Annotated in this window: 16 protein-coding genes and 2 pseudogenes; 10 read left to right on the top strand and 8 right to left on the bottom strand. The window is 58.2% G+C overall.

Annotated elements, in window-relative coordinates; translation table 11 throughout:
- Positions 1–319: 319 nt before the first annotated feature.
- Both CR155_RS01850 and CR155_RS01855 read left to right on the top strand, forming a co-directional pair.
- Positions 320–487: pseudogene (locus CR155_RS01850) on the top strand (carboxymuconolactone decarboxylase family protein); the annotation flags it as partial.
- A gap of 81 nt (positions 488–568) precedes the next feature.
- Positions 569–1231: a tRNA-uridine aminocarboxypropyltransferase gene (locus CR155_RS01855; RefSeq protein WP_102068288.1), complete on the top strand. Its 663-nt coding sequence runs from the start codon at positions 569–571 to the stop codon at positions 1229–1231.
- A 32-nt stretch (positions 1232–1263) separates the two neighbouring features.
- On the opposite strand, the gene CR155_RS01860 is transcribed toward CR155_RS01855, so the two are convergent.
- The 3 genes from CR155_RS01860 to CR155_RS01870 form a co-directional block, all read right to left on the bottom strand.
- A complete protein-coding gene (locus tag CR155_RS01860; RefSeq protein WP_369406164.1) occupies positions 1264–2919 on the bottom strand; it encodes an MFS transporter in 1656 nt (551 codons plus the stop codon).
- A 65-nt stretch (positions 2920–2984) separates the two neighbouring features.
- Positions 2985–3563 carry a P-loop nucleotide/nucleoside kinase family protein gene (locus CR155_RS01865; RefSeq protein WP_102068290.1) on the bottom strand — a complete coding sequence of 193 codons (579 nt, stop codon included), beginning with the start codon at positions 3561–3563 and terminating at the stop codon, positions 2985–2987.
- A complete protein-coding gene (locus CR155_RS01870; protein WP_102068291.1) occupies positions 3560–4513 on the bottom strand; it encodes a LysR family transcriptional regulator in 954 nt (317 codons plus the stop codon). Before CR155_RS01870 ends, CR155_RS01865 begins: the two co-directional genes overlap by 4 nt.
- A 122-nt stretch (positions 4514–4635) precedes the next feature.
- Between CR155_RS01870 and CR155_RS01875 the strand changes: the two genes are divergently transcribed.
- Both CR155_RS01875 and CR155_RS01880 read left to right on the top strand, forming a co-directional pair.
- Positions 4636–5616 (top strand): Bug family tripartite tricarboxylate transporter substrate binding protein, encoded by a 981-nt coding sequence (locus CR155_RS01875; protein ID WP_102068292.1) that lies wholly within the window; start codon positions 4636–4638, stop codon positions 5614–5616.
- Positions 5617–5671: 55 nt separating this feature from the next.
- Positions 5672–6694, top strand: a complete 1023-nt coding sequence (locus CR155_RS01880; RefSeq protein WP_102068293.1) for a 4-hydroxythreonine-4-phosphate dehydrogenase PdxA — start codon at positions 5672–5674, stop codon at positions 6692–6694.
- A gap of 21 nt (positions 6695–6715) precedes the next feature.
- Here the strand turns inward: CR155_RS01880 and CR155_RS20965 are convergent.
- Positions 6716–6955: pseudogene (locus CR155_RS20965) on the bottom strand (SMP-30/gluconolactonase/LRE family protein); the annotation flags it as partial.
- Between the two features lie 289 nt (positions 6956–7244).
- Between CR155_RS20965 and cuyB the strand changes: the two are divergent.
- Positions 7245–8006 (top strand): cysteate racemase, encoded by a 762-nt coding sequence (gene cuyB, locus CR155_RS01890; RefSeq protein WP_439650404.1) that lies wholly within the window; start codon positions 7245–7247, stop codon positions 8004–8006.
- Here cuyB and CR155_RS01895 read toward each other — a convergent pair.
- Entirely contained in the window at positions 8003–9451 is a 1449-nt protein-coding gene (locus CR155_RS01895; RefSeq protein WP_102068294.1) for an N-acyl-D-amino-acid deacylase family protein, read from the bottom strand. The two genes, cuyB and CR155_RS01895, sit on opposite strands and share 4 nt — an antisense overlap.
- Positions 9452–9464: 13 nt before the next feature.
- A complete protein-coding gene (locus CR155_RS01900) occupies positions 9465–10448 on the bottom strand; it encodes a Bug family tripartite tricarboxylate transporter substrate binding protein (RefSeq protein WP_102068295.1) in 984 nt (327 codons plus the stop codon).
- Between the two features lie 98 nt (positions 10449–10546).
- Between CR155_RS01900 and CR155_RS01905 the strand changes: the two genes are divergently transcribed.
- The 4 genes from CR155_RS01905 to CR155_RS01920 all read left to right on the top strand — a co-directional run bounded on the left by CR155_RS01905 (position 10547) and on the right by CR155_RS01920 (position 14691).
- Complete coding sequence (locus CR155_RS01905) at positions 10547–11512, top strand: LysR family transcriptional regulator (RefSeq protein ID WP_102068296.1); 966 nt, start codon at positions 10547–10549, stop codon at positions 11510–11512.
- A gap of 190 nt (positions 11513–11702) precedes the next feature.
- A complete protein-coding gene (locus CR155_RS01910) occupies positions 11703–12644 on the top strand; it encodes an N-carbamoyl-D-amino-acid hydrolase (protein WP_102068297.1) in 942 nt (313 codons plus the stop codon).
- A 27-nt stretch (positions 12645–12671) separates the two neighbouring features.
- Positions 12672–13493 (top strand): isocitrate lyase/PEP mutase family protein, encoded by an 822-nt coding sequence (locus CR155_RS01915; protein ID WP_102068298.1) that lies wholly within the window; start codon positions 12672–12674, stop codon positions 13491–13493.
- A gap of 73 nt (positions 13494–13566) precedes the next feature.
- Positions 13567–14691 carry a TGL-type protein-glutamine gamma-glutamyltransferase gene (locus CR155_RS01920; protein ID WP_102068299.1) on the top strand — a complete coding sequence of 375 codons (1125 nt, stop codon included), beginning with the start codon at positions 13567–13569 and terminating at the stop codon, positions 14689–14691.
- Between the two features lies 1 nt (position 14692).
- Here the strand turns inward: CR155_RS01920 and CR155_RS01925 are convergent, their stop codons facing one another.
- Both CR155_RS01925 and CR155_RS01930 read right to left on the bottom strand, forming a co-directional pair.
- Entirely contained in the window at positions 14693–15160 is a 468-nt protein-coding gene (locus tag CR155_RS01925) for a cyanophycin metabolism-associated DUF1854 family protein (RefSeq protein WP_102068300.1), read from the bottom strand.
- The gene (locus CR155_RS01930; protein WP_102068301.1) at positions 15157–17403 is read right to left on the bottom strand and encodes a cyanophycin metabolism-associated ABC transporter; all 2247 of its coding nucleotides are present in this window, start codon (positions 17401–17403) and stop codon (positions 15157–15159) included. Before CR155_RS01930 ends, CR155_RS01925 begins: the two co-directional genes overlap by 4 nt.
- Positions 17404–17635: 232 nt before the next feature.
- On the opposite strand from CR155_RS01930, the gene CR155_RS01935 reads away from it, so the two are divergent.
- Entirely contained in the window at positions 17636–19843 is a 2208-nt protein-coding gene (locus tag CR155_RS01935; RefSeq protein ID WP_102068302.1) for a cyanophycin synthetase, read from the top strand.
- Positions 19844–19850 lie beyond the last annotated feature (7 nt).

Genomic DNA, 19850 nt, shown 5'->3' on the forward strand with positions numbered 1-19850 from the left:
GAAGTACACCACGAGAACGGCCCAATTTCCTTGTGCGTCGTCAATTTTAACGCGGATTCGCGCGCCCGATCCCCTACAGCTATTCGACATCCCGCCAAGTACCCGAATTAACCTTTCGCCATCAGGGCATTACCGCACTCAAATCTGTAAGCATGCCGCCCGACGCGCCCACGGATCGTCCCCGGGCTATGGGACTTGAGCCATATGTCCTCCGAAAAAAAACACTCAATGACCCTGTCAGGAACTGCATTGCGTGCCGAGTTGTCCAGGCAAAGTCGTATTATGAAGTTTGTCAAATCTTTTTATGAAAAGGAATATCGTGGAACCACGCCTGAATTATGCTGCTGCCTCGCCCGAAGCAATGAAAGCCATGATGGCGCTGGAAGGCACTGTACGGAAACTTGGCATCGAACAACCCTTGATCGAGCTCATCAAGCTTCGCGCACCGCAAATTAACGGTTGCGCATTTTGCGTAGACATGCACACCATATAGCGGGAGCTTGCTTTTACGTATGGGGCATGCATCTCAAAAAGCAACTGACTGGCACTTGAGAAGGCCGCCACTGCCATGAATCCCGAGCCCCGGTCATCTGTTTTGCCATCGCGGCCACGGTGCAAACGCTGCCTGCGACCAAAATCGCATTGCCTGTGTACCCACCTGTCCAAAATTGCCAACCGTACGCGGGTGCTGATATTGCAGCACCCCTCGGAATCTCGTCATGCCTTGAACACGGGTCGCCTGGCAGCGTTGGGTCTGCAGCGATCACAGGTGCTGGTTGGCGAACACTTTCCCACCTTGGGTGCCATCGTGGCCGAATCGACGCTCGTTTTTCTACTGTTTCCGGGAGAAAACGCCATCGCACCGCAGCCGCTGGAGGACCGCTCCGATTCAAATACCGCATTGTTGATCGTGCCTGATGGAACATGGCGCAAAGCCCGCAAGATACTGTATGCCAATCCCATACTGGCGACCTTGCCGCGCCTGTGCCTGGAAAACGGAGCCCCGTCGAGCTACAGGCTGCGTCAAACCCGCGAGCCGGCTGCCGTGTCCACGATCGAGGCGGTGGTGCGTACGCTGTCGCGTCTGGAACCGGACCAGGATTTCAGTTCGGTTTTGACGCCCTTCAACGTCCTTATCGAACAACAGATCCAGGCAATGGGCAGGGAGGTGTATCGGCAAAATTATGGCGGATTGCACACTGCTGGAGATTCTGATCTGCGCTTTGATTAATACATCGCAAGGTCACACTGACCACCCGGTGTTCAAGGCAGCGGCTCGTGCACCTTCAAAGGCATGTCGTCCCGTATAGGCACTGTCTGGCGTTCGATCATGCGGTGAACTCGTGGCGGTTCTTTACCGCGGTGCAGTGCAAGCAACTGATCGGACACTACAGCATCGGCAAAGGTGCGCCGCTGATGGTGCCTGACGTATTCGACCCAGGTTGCCACATGGTAGCTTTCCGTCCAGACGCGCGGGTCTTGTAGATCGCGCAACAGGGCCCACTGGCGTGCACCGTCGCGAAGGCGTATTCGTCGCCGTAATGCCATGGCCGTGAGGAAGGCCGGTATATCGGCCTGTGCGATCTCGTAATCCACCATCACCATGATGGGACCACTGCGCGAGCTGAGATCCAGCTTCAGCTCGGGTTCGTTGAAGCGATCCAGTGGGGCGAGGTTCAGTTTGTCAAACTCCGGCAAGGCAAAGCGCAGCCCTATCAATGCTCCACCCAGTAGCACCGCGCCGGATACGATCAGTGCCTGGTCGGCTCCGTGAGATTCGGCCGTCAGTCCCCAGATCCAGCTGCCTGCCGCCATTCCGCCGAAGGTGGCGGTTTGATACAGCGCAAGCGCGCGGCCCACGACCCAGCGCGGCGTCGACAGCTGCACCGTTACGTTGAACAGTGACAGCGTCAGTACCCAGCACGCGCCAGCGGGTAGAAGAACCAGGCAGCTTAGCCATAAGTCGCGGCTCAGTGCCAGCAACACCGCGCTTATAGCGAATCCGGTGAAGGCGGCCCGAACTATGGTCTCATTACGCCAGTTTTCCCGCACGCGCGCATTGAGCATGGCACCCCCAATGGCGCCGGCACCAAAGCAGCCCAGCATGATGCCGTAGGTGAAAGCGCCGCCTTGCACCAGGTCGCGTGCGACCAGTGGCAATAAAGCGAGTACGGCTACGGCAGCCAGTCCGAACACGAACCCGCGGAACAGTACTTTTAGCAGATTGGGCGACATGGCGATGTAGCGCAGGCCGGCCCAGATAGCGCTGCCGAAGGCTTCGCGCGGCAAGCTGCGGGGTGGTCTTTGCGGTTTCCAGCGCCACAAGGCGTAGATCAAGGCGATGTAGCTGATGGCATTCAAGGCGAATGCAAAAGCCGCGCCGGCCAACGCGACGATCAGACCGCCGACGGCGGGTCCGACGCTGCGCATGAGGTTGTAGCTCATGCTGTTCAGGGTGACGGCGCCGGGCAGGTCCTCCCGTGGAACAAGATCACCCATGGACGCCTGCCATGACGGATTATGCAGCGCGGTTCCGCAGCCGATGAAGAATGTGAAGGCCAGCAGCAGCCAAGGCGATAGCATCCCGGAAATGGCAAACACTGCCAGAACGGCGGATACCAGCATCATCAGGACTTGGGCCGCCAGCATGATGTTGCGGCGGTCGAAATTATCGGCGAGCGCGCCTGCAGCGAGGGAAAAGATCATGATGGGCAGCGTTGTTGCCGCTTGCACCAGAGCCACCATGTCGTCCGAATCGGAAATCGTTGTCATGAGCCACCCGGCACCTACCGCCTGGATCAAGCCGCCTAGATTGGAGGCTAGCGTCGCCGTCCATAATGCACGGAATGTGGCATGTCGGAACGGGGCTAAGGCTGAGGCTCTTTGCGGAATTGGTAAGCTCCTTGCACATGCCTGGATCGTATGACGTCGCCTGCTTCATGAGTGAATTTATTGTATCAGCAGATTGCTCGGATCAGCGCCGTTCAGCACGCGAGCGCCTCCAGGCTGGCGAGTTGGTCTTCGATGGGAAGGCTCGCGTCGAGGATGGAAATGCGGCCATCCTGCACGGCGTATGGCCGCTTCAACGCAGTGGTGTATGCCTCCCAGTGAGTGAGTTTCCACTGGTCACGCGGATCATTCCGGTCCACGATGCGTTGCCTTCGCACAGCCAGCGGCAGTTCCAGCCACACGTGGCGTAGCCTGGTCTGCGAGGGGAACCCGAGTTCCTGAGCGGAGAAAAGCGCCGACGATGCGGTCTCACGGCTCCAGGGACCCGGGAAAATCACATCCAGGCCGATGTCCAGTTGATCTTTTGCGATGCGCAGGGTGCTCTGGTATTCCAGGTCGCGGACCTTTGCCTTGAACAGCGGACTATCACGGTCGTTGGGATCCTGACCCAGGGCTGCCAGCATCGGTCCCGCCCATTTCTCGCTTACCACGTCCTTATCAAGCACGCACCAGGCGCGCCCCTTGTCACGTTGCCGCAGAACGAAATGCGTAGTCAGGTAGGATTTGCCTGTTCCGGCATGACCGAGCACGAACAGGGCTGTTGGATCATTCATTTGTGTGCCTCGTCGACATTTCTGGCGTGGTTGCGCATTGCGGCAACGAATTGTGTTGCCGCCGGGGAAAGAGTCTGGTTTCGCCGCGTGATGAGATGTATGGGTTGCAGGTGTATGGGAAGATCGACCGGCAATACCCGTATGACTCCCAGGCGACCGTAGTGCTCAGCCAGTGACGCCGGCATGACCGCTACCATGTCGGAGATCTCAAGCATGGCCGTGGTTGCGATGGTTGAGGCAGTTTCCGTGATGTTCAGATGCATGTCGACGCCGGCTTCGTGCAGTGCCGCTTCGAAGCGGACTCGTTGGGGCGCGCCGGCGGGCTGAAGTATCCATTCCATGGATATCAACTCGTCGAATGAAACTGTATCGTGCTGGACCAGGGGGTGCGATGCCCGCGCCACCACGACAAGTGCCTCGTTCAGCAATGGGGCGCTCGAGTAATCGCCTTCGCCGTGACCAGCGGTCAGGCGGCCCAGTACCAGATCCACTTCACCGCGTGCGAGCTGACGTATCATCATATTGCTGGTGTCAACCAGTATTGAAACTGCTACGTGGGGATGTTGTTGCTTGTAATCCACCAACATCGGGGCAAGCAACTGGGGAATGGCTCCCGGCACGGTTCCGATCCGCAACGCGCCCTGCAGGCCGGAATGTAAGGCGATGATTTCCTGGTGCATGTAGTCAAAGTCGGTCAACATTCGGCGCGCGTAACGCACAATGACCTCGCCGTAAGGTGTTGGCGCCATGCCGCGAGCATGGCGCTCGAAGAGCGGAACGCCGAAGGTATCTTCTGCCTGTTGAAGCAATTTGCTGGCGGCGGGTTGGCTAATGTTCAACGCGGTGGCCGCGCGTCCCAGGTTGCGTTCGGCGTCGAGCAGGCTCAGCAGTGCAAGCTGACGCGTTCGCAAGCGCAGAAGCAAGGGCGGATATCCCGGCGGAGTAAGCATGAATGAATTATATACATAGGTGTATGTAATCTTGCTTTAATTCTATTGGAGTGGAATGACGGCTTCCTTTAAGCTGTTGCGAGTCCCCGGTTGTACAGGAGGATTCATAAAGGAGACATCACATGATCACCCGTTCGCTGCTGCGCGTTTTCCTGCCCTGTGCCCTGGCATTCACCCTGAGCCTGCCTTCCATTGGCAGCGCGCAGGACTTTCCCAGCAAATCCCTGAGGATATTAGTGGGCGCTTCGCCAGGTGGGGGTACCGACATCCTGGCACGTGTTCTCGCCGATAAGTTTTCGGCCGGCCTCAAACAATCTGTTGTAGTGGAAAACCGGCCAGGTGCGTCGAACACCATTGCGGCCGCCCTGACCGCGCATGATCAACCCAATGGCCTGACCCTGCTGGTTGCCACCAACACAGGCCAGGCCATTGCTCCACATCTGATCAAGCTCTCTTACGATCCGCGCAAGGACCTTCAACCAGTCGGCCTTGTCGCCATCATGCCCAATGTGCTGGTTGTTCCGAGCTCCTCGCCGTACCAGAACCTGAAGGAACTTCTGGCAGCAATGAAAGGCAAGCCGGGCGAGCTCAAATTCGCTTCCTCGGGTGTCGGCAGCACCCAACACGTGGGCGCCGAAGCGTTCAGTCTGGCGACCGGCGTAAAGGCCGTCCACATCCCTTACAAAGGCAGTGCTCAGGCGCACATGGACATCATTTCGGGACAGGTCGACATGATGTTTGACTCGACATCGTCGGCGATGTCGCAAATTCTTGCCGGCAAGCTTCGCCCGCTTGCCGTCACGTCTCCCAAGCGGTCGCTGGCCTTGCCGGATGTGCCGACGCTGGCAGAGCAGGGCATTACGGGTGCCGATGTGAATACGTGGTATGGCCTTTTCGCCACGGGCGGCACGCCTCCAGCCATCATCGGGCGCCTTCATGACGAATTGATCAAGAGCCTGCAAATGCCGGATGTCCAGGCCAGAATCAAGGGCCTGGGCGGAGAGATCGAACTCATGAGCGTTGAGCAGTTCACCGCCATGAATCGGAATGAATACGACCATTACGGCCAGCTTCTCAAAGCCTCGGGCATCAAGTTAGAGTAAAGCGTCGGGGCCGATTACGGCCCATGCGTTTCAATGCAATTCCAAAGGAAAACCCATGAGCATCAAACGTCCTCGTCTCGCCGTCCTGCTGGGCGACCCTGCCGGCGTCGGTCCTGAAATGGCTGTCAAGCTTCTGGCGCGGGCGCAGAACCGGGCGGTAGCGGATTTGCTGTTGATCACCGACCCAGTCATGCTTGCCGATGCGCAACGCATTGCCGGTGTTGAACTGGATACCCTGAACGTAACCGACCTCGGTGAAGTCCGATACGAGGCCGGCCGGGTCACACTGCTTCACCACGATTGGTTGCAGGGCAAGTCGCCTGCGCTGAGCCAATCCACGTTCGAAGCGGGACGAGCCTCGTTTCTGGCATTGGAAATGGCTCTTGACGCCGTCAAGCTGGGCGCAGTCGATGGCATCATCTTTGCGCCGCTGAATAAGCATTCATTGCGACTGGGCGGGCTGACCGAAGAAGACGAGCTGCGTCACATACAAGCCCGCTTACAGGTACATGGCTTTGTTTCCGAGTTCAACATCACCGGCGATCTATGGACCTCACGCGTCACATCGCATGTACCAATACGCGAGGTTGCCGATCTCATCACGCAGGAAGGCATTTGCGAGGCCGTGAAAATCGTCGATGAGGCGTTGCGCCAGGCGGGTATTGGCAAACCGCGCATTGCGGTATCTGGACTGAATCCGCACGCCGGTGACGGCGGTTCAATCGGGATGGAGGAGATCGAAGTGATTGCGCCAGCCATCAAGCAGGCTCAGATGCTGGGGCTGGACGCCCGCGGCCCGTTCTCGCCTGACACTGTATTCATTGCGGCTCGCCGGGGCGATTTCGATGCCGTCGTCTCAATGTTTCACGATCAGGGGCAGATTGCGATGAAACTCATCGGTTTCGATCATGGTGTCACCTTGCACGGCGGCCTGCCGGTGCCAGTGGTGACGTCGGCCAGTGGCAGCGCCTTCGATATCGCAGGACAGGGAAAAGCGAATATCGAAGGACTTCAACAAGCGTTCGAGCTTTGCGTCCGGATGGCGTCGCATCATAAATCGCACGCCGCAGCAGTATGAAAACGATGCGTCGTTCGTTGGCAGTCGCGAGCCGCGGTCGATCCGTCCAGCGCGCCGTTGCCGAGTGACGGAATGCTCACAGCTAACCAGGCGACCCTGCCGATCGCGCGCGTTGCCGTTTGCATAATTGGCATTGGCGCGGAGCCCCTCGGCCCAACGCATACCTGTTGCCACCTGCTCGACAGTGCTGCTGTAGATGCGATATTTTGCAAAGCTGGGATCGACGATCAGTATGGATGGGTCCCGATAGCGCTGATTGGGTGTGCATCCACGCGATCTTGATGGTATGGCGGTTGCTTCCTGGTGCCGGGACCTATCAATATTCGAGGACTCCTCATAATTCTGGGTTATGCGGGGTAAAAAGGAAAGCCGGTCAAAGGCCTCAGTTTCTTTTTCAAAATCAGGAGCTTGTTGCGCCGCCGGAGAAATTTCGGATCAGTTGCCCAACGTGCCGGTTCCAGTTGCGGACAACGCGACATACGCGCATGCTGGCACGTGCAGGCAGCCACACGGCATCCATGATTCCGCCTGCGAATGAATGGAAATTGAAATGCATGCAATGCTAAAGAGTCCCGTCTGGAACCCCGGGGGCAGAATGCTGGGCGTTCTCGGCGGTATGGGACCATTGGCGGGCGCCTCATTTGCCTACCGCCTTGCCCAGTTGACGCCTGCGCGCACTGATCAGGAGCATATTCCGGTTTTGCTGCGCAACGACCCGCGCATACCGGATCGCTCCTCGTCAAGATTGAATGGCGGCACAGATCCCTTGCCCGCCATGCTGGAAGGAATGCGGTTTTTAGAGCGGTCTGGTTCTGATTGCATTGCCATTCCCTGCAATACAGCCCATTTATGGTTCGATTCCCTTCAATCGGAAGTCACCGTGCCTGTGATGCACATCGTGGAGTGTGTCGTCGAAGATCTGCACCGACAGGGCATCCGAGGTGGCAAAATCGGCATCATGGGTACGCCGGCCACCCTGGAGTTGGGCCTCTATCAGCAATATTTGATCCAAGCGGGCTACGATCCGGTAGTCCCCTCGCAGACCGAAATGCAGGCCAGCTGCGTACCGGCCATCAGTGCCGTAAAAGCCAATCGGGTCGACGCGGCGTTTGCCCCAGCTTCGCACGGGATTGCCGCGCTGGAACGGCGGGGCGCCCAGGCGGTGGTGCTGGGATGCACGGAACTGCCCTTGGCAGTGCCACACCATCGGCGCGCTGAGTTTGGCCTTGTGTTGACGGATTCGATCGATGCATTGGCGCTTTCCGTGCTGGAACGCTTCTATGCTCCGGAAGCTGTCGTCCTGGCCGTCTAATGTCGATCCAACGACAGGCGGCTCAGGACGCGTCCAGGGCGGTTGCCGCAAACATCGGCGCCTGTCCAGACCTCTTCACCATTCACCCATACACCGTGTATGCCTTGGCTTGTTTGTATAGGAGCCTCGAAGGTGGCACGGTCGGTGACCAGCGCTTCATTCATCAACACCAGATCGGCAAAATAGCCGGGCCGAAGCAGACCGCGCTTCTCGAGGCCATAGTTGCTCGCGGCCAAGCCTGTCATCTTATGTATGGCCTGTTCCAGCGTCATGAGTTGCTGTTCGCGTACCATGGCGCGCAGTACGCGGGTGAATGTGCCCCATTGTCTGGGGTGCGGATGCGAGTCGAACGGCAGGCCGTCGGACCCGACCATGGTCATTGGATGCGCCATGATCCTGGCCACGTCGTCTTCATGCATGAGAAAGTAGATTGCCCCAGCAGGCATCAGACGGTCCATCGTGCCCTGTTCGTCCAGTCCCAACTCTTGCATGATTTCGGCAAAGTCGCGGCCTGCCGCTTCAGGGTAGCCTTTGGACCACGTCACCATGGTTCGTTTGGATATCATGACGCGGTCCAGGCGCAGCATGGTCGATGTCGCGGGATACGGGTGGCAGTCGACGCATACGGCTTGGTGCTTGCCCGCATCCTCGATCAGCTTCAGTGTTTCCTTTGAGCGTCCATGATTCTTGCTGCCTGCCAATTTATGGTGCGAGAATACGACCATGCTGTCCAGGGCCCGGCCAATCTCAAGCGCTTCTTCCATGGCTGGAACGATATGGTCGGCCTCGTCGCGCAAATGCGTGGCGTATAGACCCCCTCGTTGTTTCATGGCCGCGCCGACCTGAATGATTTCGCTGGTGGGTGCGTGCGATGCCGGCGGGTAGAACGTGCCGGTAGACATCCCGAAGGCGCCCGCATCCAGTGCTTCGGCGAGCAGATGCCGCATGGCCTCGATTTCCGATGGTGTCGCTGCGCGTTCTGTGTCGGCCATGCTGGCAACCCGCAAGGTTGTATGGCCTACCAAAGGAATAACATTCACTGCGGCCGGGGTTTCCCGTAGCTGAGCAATCCATGCGGCGAACGTCCTGAACCGAAAAAGTTCGGGCGGACCCAGGAGGTCCAGTGGCTGCGGCACAGCGCCGCCCGGAGGCAACGGCGCAAGGCTGATGCCACAGTTGCCGGTGACGACCGTGGTGACCCCTTGCGAGACCTTCGGCTTCATGTCAGGATGTGCCAGCAAATAGCCGTCGTCGTGAGTGTGGGAGTCGATAAAACCAGGCGTCAGAACCAGGCCGTCGGCCTTGTTCACGAGGACGCCATCACCCTTGTCGAATTGGCCAATTTCCTGAATTAACCCGCCCGACACGCAGACGTCGGCCCGAAATCGGGGGGCGCCTGTCCCATCGACCAGGGTGGCGCCTGAAATAATAAAATCTGTTGGCATAGCCACCGCCTTATCAATCTAGTTTGGGAATGCCGGCATCTTCGATGATGGATGTCCACTTCTTTGCTTCGCTGGCTATCAGACTCTTGAACTCGTCGGGAGTGCTGTACGAGCCGTCAGCGCCAAAGGTCGCCAGTGAGTTCTTGACGTCTTCGTCGTTCAAGGCATTCTGCAGCGACTTGTTGAGTTTGGCGATCACTTCCGGGGGCGTGCCGGCGGGCGCAACAATTCCGCCCCAGGACACAGTCTCATAACCGGTGACGCCGGCTTCGGCCACTGTGGGTACCTTAGGCAGCAAAGCGAGACGTTTTGAGTTGCTTACGCCCAGCGGGCGTACCTTGCCGGACTGGATCAAGGGGATGGCCTCGGAGGAATTTGAGAACATGTAGTCGAGGCGACCACCAACCAGGTCTTGCAGTGCAGCGGGTCCACTGTTGTAGGGGATGAAAAGGGCATCGATCTTGGCCAGGCTTTTAAACAGTTCGCCTCCCATATGGCCGGTTGTTCCTACGCCGGAGGCGCCGTACGACAGTTTGCCGGGATTTTCTTTTGCTGCCTTGATGAGGTCGCCGACCGATTGCGCGGGCGACCCGGCAGGTATGATGAGCACGTTGTAGATACTGAACATCTGGCCGACCGGTGCGAGGTCTTTGTTGACATCGTAAGGCAGCTTGTTGAACAACGCCTGGTTCACCGAAAGGGTATTGATATTGCCATAGCCTATCGTGTAACCATCATTGCGCGCTCTTTTCAGTTGCACGATGCCGATGTTGCCCGCGGCGCCCGGTTTATTTTCTACAACGATCGACTGGCCCAGGTCTTTTGACATGGCGGTCGCGATAACGCGCGACAGCACATCAGGTGACCCACCGGCTGCCGACGGCACGATAAACTTGATCGGTTTTTCGGGGTACATGCTTTCAGCGTGCGAGGCGGAGGCGATTCCGAGTCCTATGGCGGCGATGGTAATACCCTTGAAGATCGAATTGGTCTGCATGTTTAGTCCCTGGTTAACGATGAAAGCGACAAACTATCACTCTATTCGCCCAACATATTCATGCAAATATATGCCTAACCCATAACCTTGATATATTGATGCCCAACTTGCCACCATCGGACTACTCCCTGCCCAGCCTGCGGGACCACCAGCGCAAGACCGCCCGGGTACCCATGAGCCTGCGACAGATTGAAGTCTTCAGGGCGATTATGGTCACGGGTTCCATCAGCGCCGCGGGGCGCATGCTGCATGTATCTCAACCGGCTATTAGCCGCGTATTGGCACTGACGGAAAGCCGTCTTGGCTATTTGCTGTTCGACCGGGTCAAGGCGCGACTCATCGCGACACCGGAAGCTACGCGCTTGTTTATGGAGGTCGAACAAATCTACGAGGGTATTCAATCGGTCAATGACCTGGCCGTAAGCCTGGGCGAGAAGGGCTCCGGCACTCTCAAGCTCGTCAGCAGTGCGACATTCGGACGGCGTTTGATTCCCTGCTCCCTGAAACATCTCTACGCCAAAAGCCCGCACGCGAAAGTGAATTTTCGTACGGCCACCTTCGACCAGATGGTGGGCCACTTCCTGGCCGGGCGTGCTCATTTGGGTATTTCGCTACAGCCCTCCGACAGTCCCTCGTTGACCTCGATTGCGTTGGGTACGGCGTCCATCGTGTGCATTGCGCAGAAAGGTCATCCCCTTGGAGACCTGGACATCGTATATCCGGACGACGTGACGCGCTATCCGTGGATCGGCTATCCGGCGGATGCGCCAGCCGGGCGGATGCTGAGCGACTTTTTCGGGGAGGTCAGGCATCCACGGAACACCATCGAGGTGCACTCGCCATCAAGCGCCGTTTCATGTGTGACACATGGACTCGGCATCGCCCTGGTGGATCTATGGAGCTTGCCTGCCGAAATCCTGCCCTATCTGGAAGTAAAGCCGGTTTCGGTCGACGGCTTGACCATATGGGCCACCTACTCCAATGTCGATCCGCTCCCTTTGCTGGGCCGACGGCTGCTGGATGCTGTCAAAAAAGTCATTGATGAAGAAGTCATCAAACTTTGATCCCGGGCCATAACCCGGGGCTATCGAAATTTGCGCGGAACAGCTGTAATAAGCGGCCAAGTGCAAGGTGCATAAGGCTTTTTTGGACTTTAGTCACCTAAGGCCGGGGCGGCGCGTCTGACCGGCGGAAGGTTTACGGCTGGAGCAGTTATAGGCATGCTTGGTGTTTCATTTATAAAAAGGAATTGCCATGGGTGGATCTCACCGTAAAGTCGGCCTGGCCGTCGCTCAGATGGGTCCGGTGAATCTGGCCGACGACCGGGGCAGCGTCGTGAAGCGTCTGATCGAGATGTTGCGGGAGGCCCATGGCCGTGACGCCGATTTCGTGGTTTTTCCTGAACTGGCACTGACGACGTTTTTCCCCCGCTACTGGATGTCGATGCAAGAGGCCGAGGAGCGTTATTTTGAAGCGGCCATGCCCAATAGCCACGTTCAGCCGCTATTCGACGAAGCCAGGCATCTGGGAATCGGATTTTATCTGGGCTATGCCGAACTGACTCCCGATGGCCAACGCTTCAATGCCTCGATATTGGTCGATAAGTCGGGCACGATTATCGGCAAATACCGCAAGATCCATTTGCCCGGCCATGACGATCACAAGCCCGACGCTCCCTTCCAGCACCTGGAGAAGAAATACTTTGATGTCGGAGACGAAACCTTCGGAGTGTGGAATGTCGAAGGCACGAAAATGGGCATGTGTTTGTGCAATGATCGGCGCTGGCCCGAGACTTGGCGCGTCATGGCTTTGCAAAGCGCTGAAGTGGTCGTGCTGGGTTACAACACGCCGTCGCAAAACATTCACTGGCCGGAGCCTGTCCACCTTAGAATGCACCATCACCTTATCGCCCTGCAGGCCAGCGCCTATCAAAATTGCGTTTGGGCGGCAGCGGCGGCAAAATGCGGTTATGAAGATGGCCACCATATGATAGGCGGTTCGGTCATCGTGGCGCCCACGGGCGAGATTGTTGCGCAGGCTAGCACCGAAGACGATGAGGTCATTACCTTCAATGCCGATCTGGCGTTGGCGGAGACATTCAGGAAGAACGTGTTCGATTTCGCCCGCCATCGCCGCCCCGAGCATTACCGGATCATCGTGGATCGGGTCGGACCAGGCGAGCCGCTCAAACGCTGATCGTCCGACACACCGACAGGGGGAGTCATGGCCACACAGGAAGAAAAGGGGCGTGCATTCAGGGCATTGCACCAGCAAACATCCGCTTTCATCATTCCCAATCCTTTCGATATGGGCACGGCAAAGCTACTGGCTTACCTCGGATTTCCCGCGCTGGCGACAACAAGCGCCGGATACGCCTTCACCATGGGTCTGCCGGACTTCCGCGTCGGTCGCGAACGCATGCTGGCCCATGTGGCCGACATTGCTGCAGCCACCGATCTTCCTGTCAGCGCAGACCTGGAAGACGGGTTCGGCGACGATCCCGGCACAGTGGCTGAAACCATACGCCGGGCGGCCCAGGCGGCTGCCGTGGGCGGTTCCATCGAAGATGCAAGCGGACGAGCGGATATGCCCATCTATGACATCGGCCTTGCCGTCGAGCGTATCCATGCCGCAGCCGAGGCGGCGCGCGCGCTGCCATTTCCGTTCACCCTGACGGCGCGTGCGGAAAACTATCTCAATGGTCGCCCCGACCTGGCCGATACTATAAAACGCTTGCAGGCCTACCAGGAGGCTGGCGCCGATGTTCTGTATGCTCCCGGCTTGACCAGCAAGGATGAGATCGCAGCCGTGCTGGGGGCCGTTGATCGCCCGCTGAACGTCGTAATGGGTTTGCAAGGCGTAAGCCTGGGATTGGGCGAGCTTCAGGACTTGGGCGTGCGACGGGTGAGTGTAGGCAGTGCGCTCAGCCGCGCGGCACTGGGCGCCTTCATGCGCGCAGCCAAAGAGATGCGCGAGCACGGAACGTTCGACTTTGCCGAAGAGGCCATTCCCTACAAGGCGATTAGCGAAATATTCGATCGCTGATCCGGGATTTTTGGGGGTAATATTGCGCTTTCCGGCCAATCCGATCCCGCGTCCCCACTTGAAGAGAACCCGAATGAGTATGGTAAGTCGCCCCGTCACGATACCCATCTGCGGGATTCATCTGTCATGCCGTGACAGTGATAGCGGATCGCAACGCTTGATGGATTATTTGGACAAGCTGGACTTGCGGCGATTCGTACATCTTGCCGATGAAGGCAACGGTGTTGGTGTCAGGATCACCGACGATTTTGCTCAGCGCTACACGCCACAGTTCGATACGACCTTGTTGTGCCAGCAGTTGAGGCTGTCCACAGAAAGGGACCCTGACGACCTCGACCGCGAGATCGTGCTGGCCTTGCTGGCTAGTCCCCTGCGCTTCGATTACCCCAGCTTCGACGAGTTCGTGTCGGCGGTCAACATTCGCCGGAATATTGTCCGGAACGCGCGCGTGACGGCCCTGGCCTTTGATACGGAACATGCTGAGCGCCCCGAGGAGTATTGGAACTACGAATTGTCCAGCGGCTTTACGCTGAAGCCTGGCAAGCCGCTGATTGAAGCGCTGCAGAAAACCACCCAGCCGGATCGTTCTGGCAAGCTCTATTCTTTTTCATGTTATCGGGCGACTGAGTACGTTATTTTACTGAGCATTGCGCAGGAACTGGCTACGTGCAATCCAGCCGTCCTCGCCCAACTGCAACGGCAATGGCAAACGCGAGCCGTCATGTCGGGGCAGTTTCACGATGTATTCCTGCACGAATATGGATCCATGGAGGATCCACTGCCGCCACGCTATTACGTGCCGGGCGACCGTTTATGGTTTCGCAACCCCGACGAGCAGTCATCCAATGTCGAAGGCTATGAGGGTTCGTGGGTGTTTTATCTGGGCGACGGTTTCTTTACCAATTTCTGGAAGCGCGATCAACCCTTCACGCTGCGCTCCAAGTGTGTGGAACTGTTCCATTGGCGGAACGCCACATATCGCACGGCCGACGGCAAACTATTGGTGGACGATGATGTGGTTGATGCGCGAGTGGCGCAGTCCCTCCAAGACCCGGACGAAGTTGATCGTATCGTGAGCCGAATGCTAAGACTGCGCGACCCTCGCGGGGTTTATGGCGATGGCGGATGCATAGACACGACGCGCGAGTGCGTGCGGCGCGTGCGTCCTGGAACCGGCGAGCTCGTCTTCGATTGCTGATTCACAGAAAGTGGTCGAGCAGGCGCCGGCTGATTCGGTCCAGGGCAGGCACATCGCGTATCAGATATTGCACCCCATGCGCATCTGCAATCAGCAGCGTGCTTGCGGAAAGCCTGCGGATGTCCTCTTCGGCCTTGAGCAACAGCGTGGCGACTCCCCGGTCTGTTTCCACTTGCCAGCGGCTGGGTGTGGCGAAACTGGAGACGTGTCGTATCCGCTTTATCTCGGGCATGAATTCACGGCTCGACAGCTCATCCTCCAGCAGCGCGCGCGTGTCCGCGGGCAAATCAGCCATGCTGTCTATCCAGACAAGCTCCGAACCGTCGGGACCGACCAGCGCAATCCCTTCGTTGGCTGCCGAAATGGGAAAGCTGCGCACCGGAACAATGGTGTCATGGAGACGCCCATCGATTTGCAGGATCAGCCGCCCATGCGGATCTCGGCCAAGCTGAAAGTGTGGGGTCGTCATGGTGTACCTTGCTCTGTGTCGTCGTCCCAGCCGTCGCTGATTTCCGCCTGCTGCGCTGCCTGGGCCTGGTGCAGCTTGAAATAGTGTCCATTCCGGGCCATGAGTTCGTCATGCTTGCCCACTTCCACGATCTCTCCCCGGTCCAGCACCACCAGACGGTCGGCCTGGCGCAGCGTGCTTAGCCGGTGTGCGATGGAAATGGTCGTGCGTCCGCGCACGAGATTATCCAGCGCCTTCTGGATTTCCTTCTCGGTCGCGGTGTCCACCGACGAGGTGGCTTCGTCGAGTATTAAAATGGGCGGATCGATCAGCAAGGCGCGGGCAATCGAGATGCGTTGGCGTTCGCCGCCGGACAGGGCCTGGCCGCGCTCGCCCACCAGCGAATCATAGCCATGGGGCAAGCGCAGAATGAACTCATGCGCATTGGCGGCGCGCGCCGCGGCAATGATTTCCTGTCGGCTGGCATCCGGTTTGCCATAGGCAATGTTTTCAGCAATCGTGCCGAAGAACAGAAATGGTTCCTGCAGCACCAGCCCGATGTTGCGCCGGTATTCGGAAATTGGCAGTGCGCGAATATCGACGCCATCAAGGCGTATGGCTCCGTGCGATACGTCATAGAAACGGCAGATTAGATTTACGAGTGTGCTTTTCCCTGATCCGCTGTGGCCGACCAACCCGATCATTTCGCCGGGCGCGATGTCCAGGTCGATGCCACGCACGACGGCGCGGTTGCCATAACGAAAGCCGATGTTGCGCAATTCGATGCGTCCCTTCACATGTTCGATATGAACAGGGTTGGCCGCTTCTGGGACGCTGGACACATGGTCCAGGATATCGAAGATGCGTTTTGCACCAGCGGCGGCTTTTTGTGTAAACGATACGATGCGGCTCATGGAATCGAGCCGCAGATAAAAGCGGCTGATATACGTGAGAAAAGCGGTAAGCACCCCTACGGTGATGTCGTTGTGCGACACCAGCCAGATACCGAACGCCCACACAACCAGCAATCCGACTTCAGTCAGCAAGGTGACAGTGGGCGAGAACAGCGACCAGATCCGGTTGACACGGTCATTGACGACCAGGTTGCGGTTGTTGGCCTCCCTGAAACGCGAGACTTCCCTACGTTCCTGGGCAAAGGCCTTGACCACGCGGATGCCCGGGATCGTGTCGGCCAATACATTGGTGATTTCCGACCAGATGCGATCCACTTTTTCAAAGCCGCGACGCAAGCGATCCCGCACCAGGTGAATCAGCCACGCGATGAAGGGCAGGGGGATCAACGTGACCACCGCAAGCCACGGATTAATGGAAATCAGGACGGCGGCTGTCATCACGATCATCAGCACGTCGGTGGCAAAATCAAGCAGATGCAGCGAAAGGAAGACGCAGATGCGGTCAGATTCAGAGCCGATCCGCGCAATCAGGTCGCCCGTACGCTTGCCGCCGTAGTACTGCAATGAGAGCTTTTGCAGATGTTCATAGGTGGTTGTGCGCAAGTCGGCGCCAATGCGTTCGCTGACCCAGGCAAGGATGTAGGTACGCGCCCAGCCCAATACCCATGCCAGCAACGAAGAGGCCAGCAAGGCTCCAAGGTAGAGGTGGACCAGATTCCAATCTATGGGTACCCCATTTTGAAAGGGAATGAGGACCTTGTCCATCAGCGGCATGGTCAGATAGGGAGCCACCAGTGCGGCAGCCGTGGAAGCCAGAGTCAACAGGAAACCTGTGAGCAACAGCAGCCGGTAGGGTTTGGCAAAGCGCCACAAACGCAGCAGTGCCCACGTGGAGGGCGGTGAGTCCGTGTGCGTCGTGCTGGCGGCATGGGCTTCAGCCTCACGCAGGACCGGCGGGGCGACGCCCAGCGCCAGATTGCGCTGGCGCTCAAAACTCGCAACCCACTGCAGCGCGGCAGCGTTGTGCCCGAGGGTATAGCGCCAGACTGCCAGGCGTGCCGCGTTATCGTGCAGCTCAAGTGTGCCGATGCCTGCATGATCGTGGTGGCGCAGTTCCAGGTCGGACCGATATGGCCACGTCTGCCATTCGGTCTGGCTGGCCCCCAGGCCCAGTACTTGCACGTTGGTTATCACCAGGACGGTGGGCGCAAAGTTCAGGTGGGTATCGAGATCCACTATCAACCATGAAACCACGGTTTCCCCGTCGGCGAGCCGGTCAACCAGCGATGCGTGCCAAGGTGCAGGCAGGTCATCAAGGGCGTGACCGATATCATTTGTTTGTATCTTCATTGATTTGGGGCGATTCGCGGGCTGGTGGGCACACTGAGTAAGGGACGGGGCGTTATTGTCGCGTTGCAGTGGCCTGGGGGTGAAGAAATGAATTGACAGTGTCGTTTTTTTGCGTCTCGCTTTGCAATTTTCGTCTCATTGGATACGAATTGCAAACACTTGAAGCACGATTTGCCGTTAAATACGCTTCACTCACGGTAATGTCCTCTCGCAACATCTTCTTCCATTCTCGATGCAAAAGAAATACATAGAATTCATCAGTATGATGTCTTTGCAGGGGCCGAATATCTGGGCCTACCGCCCCGTTATCGAGGCTTTGGTCGATATAGGCCAGCTTGAAGATTTTCCGTCCAATACCATCCCCGGCTTTTATGAACGCCTGAGTACATGGATGCCGTCATTGATCGAACATCGATGCAGCGTCGGTGAACGCGGCGGCTTCCTGCAGCGTTTAAGGCAGGGAACATGGCCAGCTCATATCCTTGAACACGTCACGCTGGAGTTGCAGAGTCTGGCGGGCATGCCCGGTGGACTGGGTCGCGCCCGGGAAACCCCTATGCGGGGTGTCTACAAAGTGATTGTGCGCGCCTGGCATGAGTCGGTCACCACGGCGGCGCTTTATGCGGGTCGTGATCTGGTGATGGCGGCCATCGAAGACCGTGAATTCGACGTTCAGGCTGCCATCGATCACTTGCGGGAACTGGCCGAAACGTTGCGATTGGGCCCCAGTACGGCCTGTATCGTCGATGCGGCGGATGACCGCGATATTCCCACTATCCGACTGAGCGAAGCGAATCTGGTGCAGTTGGGATATGGCGCCCGCCAGCGTCGTATCTGGACAGCAGAGACGGACCGCACCAGTGCCATTGCCGAAAGCATTTCCCGCGACAAGGACTTGACCAAGAGCCTGCTGAGCGCTTGCGGCGTGCCGGTGCCTGAAGGGCTTCTGGTCGATACATTGGAAGAAGCCTGGGATGCCGCGGAATCGATCGGACTGCCTGTCGTGATCAAGCCTCGCGATGGCAACCATGGCCGGGGTGTGTTCACCAACCTGATGTCCCGGGCGGAAATTGAAACGGCCTACGCTATTGCTGTCCATGAAGGCAGTGGCGTCGTAGTCGAGCGATTTATCCAGGGCGACGAACATCGATTACTGGTGGTGGGCGACCGGATGGTGGCTGCGGCTCGGGGCGATGCCGCCACGGTTGTGGGTGACGGCATGCAGACGGTGCGTGAGCTGATGGAAAGTCAGTTAAACTCCGACCCCCGCCGGGGGCGCAGTGAAGACCAGCCGCTCAATTTCATACGACTGGACTCGGCGGCCATGCTGGAGCTTGCGCGCCAAGGTCTGGATGCCGAGTCTATTCCAGCAGAGGGTACACGCGTACTGATCCAGCGTAACGGCAATGTCGCGATCGATGTCACGGACGTGGTGCACCCGAGCGTGGCCGCGACCGTCACATTGGCGGCTCGCGTGATTGGTCTGGACATTGCGGGCGTTGACCTGGTGGCAGAGGATATTTCCCGACCCCTCGAGGTCCAGCGCGGCGCGATCGTCGAAGTGAACGCGGGACCTGGCTTGTTGATGCACTTGAAACCGGCTGCGGGCGAGCCGCGTCCGGTTGGCAAAGCGATTGTCGACCACCTGTTTCCCGATGGCGACACCGGTCACATTCCGATTGTCGGAATTTCCGGCAGCCGGGGCAAGACTACCGTAGCGCGGCTGGTGGCCCACTTGTTGCAGCTCAGTGGCCAGTACACCGGGCTCGCGTGCAGCGACGGGCTGTTTTTCGCTCGACGCCACGTGCAGAAGACCGATGGCGCCAACTGGGCTGCAGGGCGTCGCGTGCTGATGAATCGGGCGGTCCAGGCCGCCGTCATTGAAAATGGCTGCCGCAGTATTCTCAGCGAAGGTCTCGCCTATGATCGCTGCCAAGTTGGCATAGTGACCAATCTTGATCCCAACGAGACATTCCCCGAGTTCTACGTTTCTGATCCGGAATACATGGCCAGGGTGTTGCGTACTCAAGTCGATGTGGTGCTGCCGGGCGGCGTCGCGGTTCTGAATGCCGATGATCCGCCAGTCGCCGATATGGCTACTTTGTGTGATGGCGAAGTGGTTTTCTATGGTCTGGATTCGGAATCGTCCGTTCTGGTGTCCCACCGGCAACAGGGCGGGCGGGCCGTATTCATCCGCTCCTCGCAAATAATCCTGGCCCACGCCGACAAAGAAACTCTGTTGACCGATACAGCCAGCGTGCCCATGAGCCAGAAGGGCCAATGCGGCGGCCAAACATCGAGTTTGCTGGCCGCTGTGGCTGCCGCCTGGGCGCTGGACATAGGAACGGATCTCATACGCGCCGGCATCGAGGCTTTTGAGCCAAAAGGGCCTGTATCAGTATTCGATCCTGCAACGATGACCTCGGCGGCGTCCGTTTAGTCCGTCG

The sequence above is a fragment of the Pollutimonas nitritireducens genome, assembly GCF_002849615.1.
Taxonomy (GTDB): Bacteria; Pseudomonadota; Gammaproteobacteria; order Burkholderiales; family Burkholderiaceae_B; genus Pollutimonas; species Pollutimonas nitritireducens.

What these genes read in the sequence shown, in the direction of transcription:
- CR155_RS01855 (WP_102068288.1), top strand. Translation starts at nt 569, where the DNA reads ATGAATCCCGAGCCCCGGTCATCTGTTTTGCCATCGCGGCCACGGTGC.
- CR155_RS01865 (WP_102068290.1), bottom strand. Translation starts at nt 3,563, where the DNA reads ATGAATGATCCAACAGCCCTGTTCGTGCTCGGTCATGCCGGAACAGGC.
- CR155_RS01870 (WP_102068291.1), bottom strand. Translation starts at nt 4,513, where the DNA reads ATGCTTACTCCGCCGGGATATCCGCCCTTGCTTCTGCGCTTGCGAACG.
- CR155_RS01875 (WP_102068292.1), top strand. Translation starts at nt 4,636, where the DNA reads ATGATCACCCGTTCGCTGCTGCGCGTTTTCCTGCCCTGTGCCCTGGCA.
- CR155_RS01880 (WP_102068293.1), top strand. Translation starts at nt 5,672, where the DNA reads ATGAGCATCAAACGTCCTCGTCTCGCCGTCCTGCTGGGCGACCCTGCC.
- cuyB (WP_439650404.1), top strand. Translation starts at nt 7,245, where the DNA reads ATGCATGCAATGCTAAAGAGTCCCGTCTGGAACCCCGGGGGCAGAATG.
- CR155_RS01895 (WP_102068294.1), bottom strand. Translation starts at nt 9,451, where the DNA reads ATGCCAACAGATTTTATTATTTCAGGCGCCACCCTGGTCGATGGGACA.
- CR155_RS01900 (WP_102068295.1), bottom strand. Translation starts at nt 10,448, where the DNA reads ATGCAGACCAATTCGATCTTCAAGGGTATTACCATCGCCGCCATAGGA.
- CR155_RS01905 (WP_102068296.1), top strand. Translation starts at nt 10,547, where the DNA reads ATGCCCAACTTGCCACCATCGGACTACTCCCTGCCCAGCCTGCGGGAC.
- CR155_RS01910 (WP_102068297.1), top strand. Translation starts at nt 11,703, where the DNA reads ATGGGTGGATCTCACCGTAAAGTCGGCCTGGCCGTCGCTCAGATGGGT.
- CR155_RS01915 (WP_102068298.1), top strand. Translation starts at nt 12,672, where the DNA reads ATGGCCACACAGGAAGAAAAGGGGCGTGCATTCAGGGCATTGCACCAG.
- CR155_RS01920 (WP_102068299.1), top strand. Translation starts at nt 13,567, where the DNA reads ATGAGTATGGTAAGTCGCCCCGTCACGATACCCATCTGCGGGATTCAT.
- CR155_RS01925 (WP_102068300.1), bottom strand. Translation starts at nt 15,160, where the DNA reads ATGACGACCCCACACTTTCAGCTTGGCCGAGATCCGCATGGGCGGCTG.
- CR155_RS01930 (WP_102068301.1), bottom strand. Translation starts at nt 17,403, where the DNA reads ATGAAGATACAAACAAATGATATCGGTCACGCCCTTGATGACCTGCCT.
- CR155_RS01935 (WP_102068302.1), top strand. Translation starts at nt 17,636, where the DNA reads ATGCAAAAGAAATACATAGAATTCATCAGTATGATGTCTTTGCAGGGG.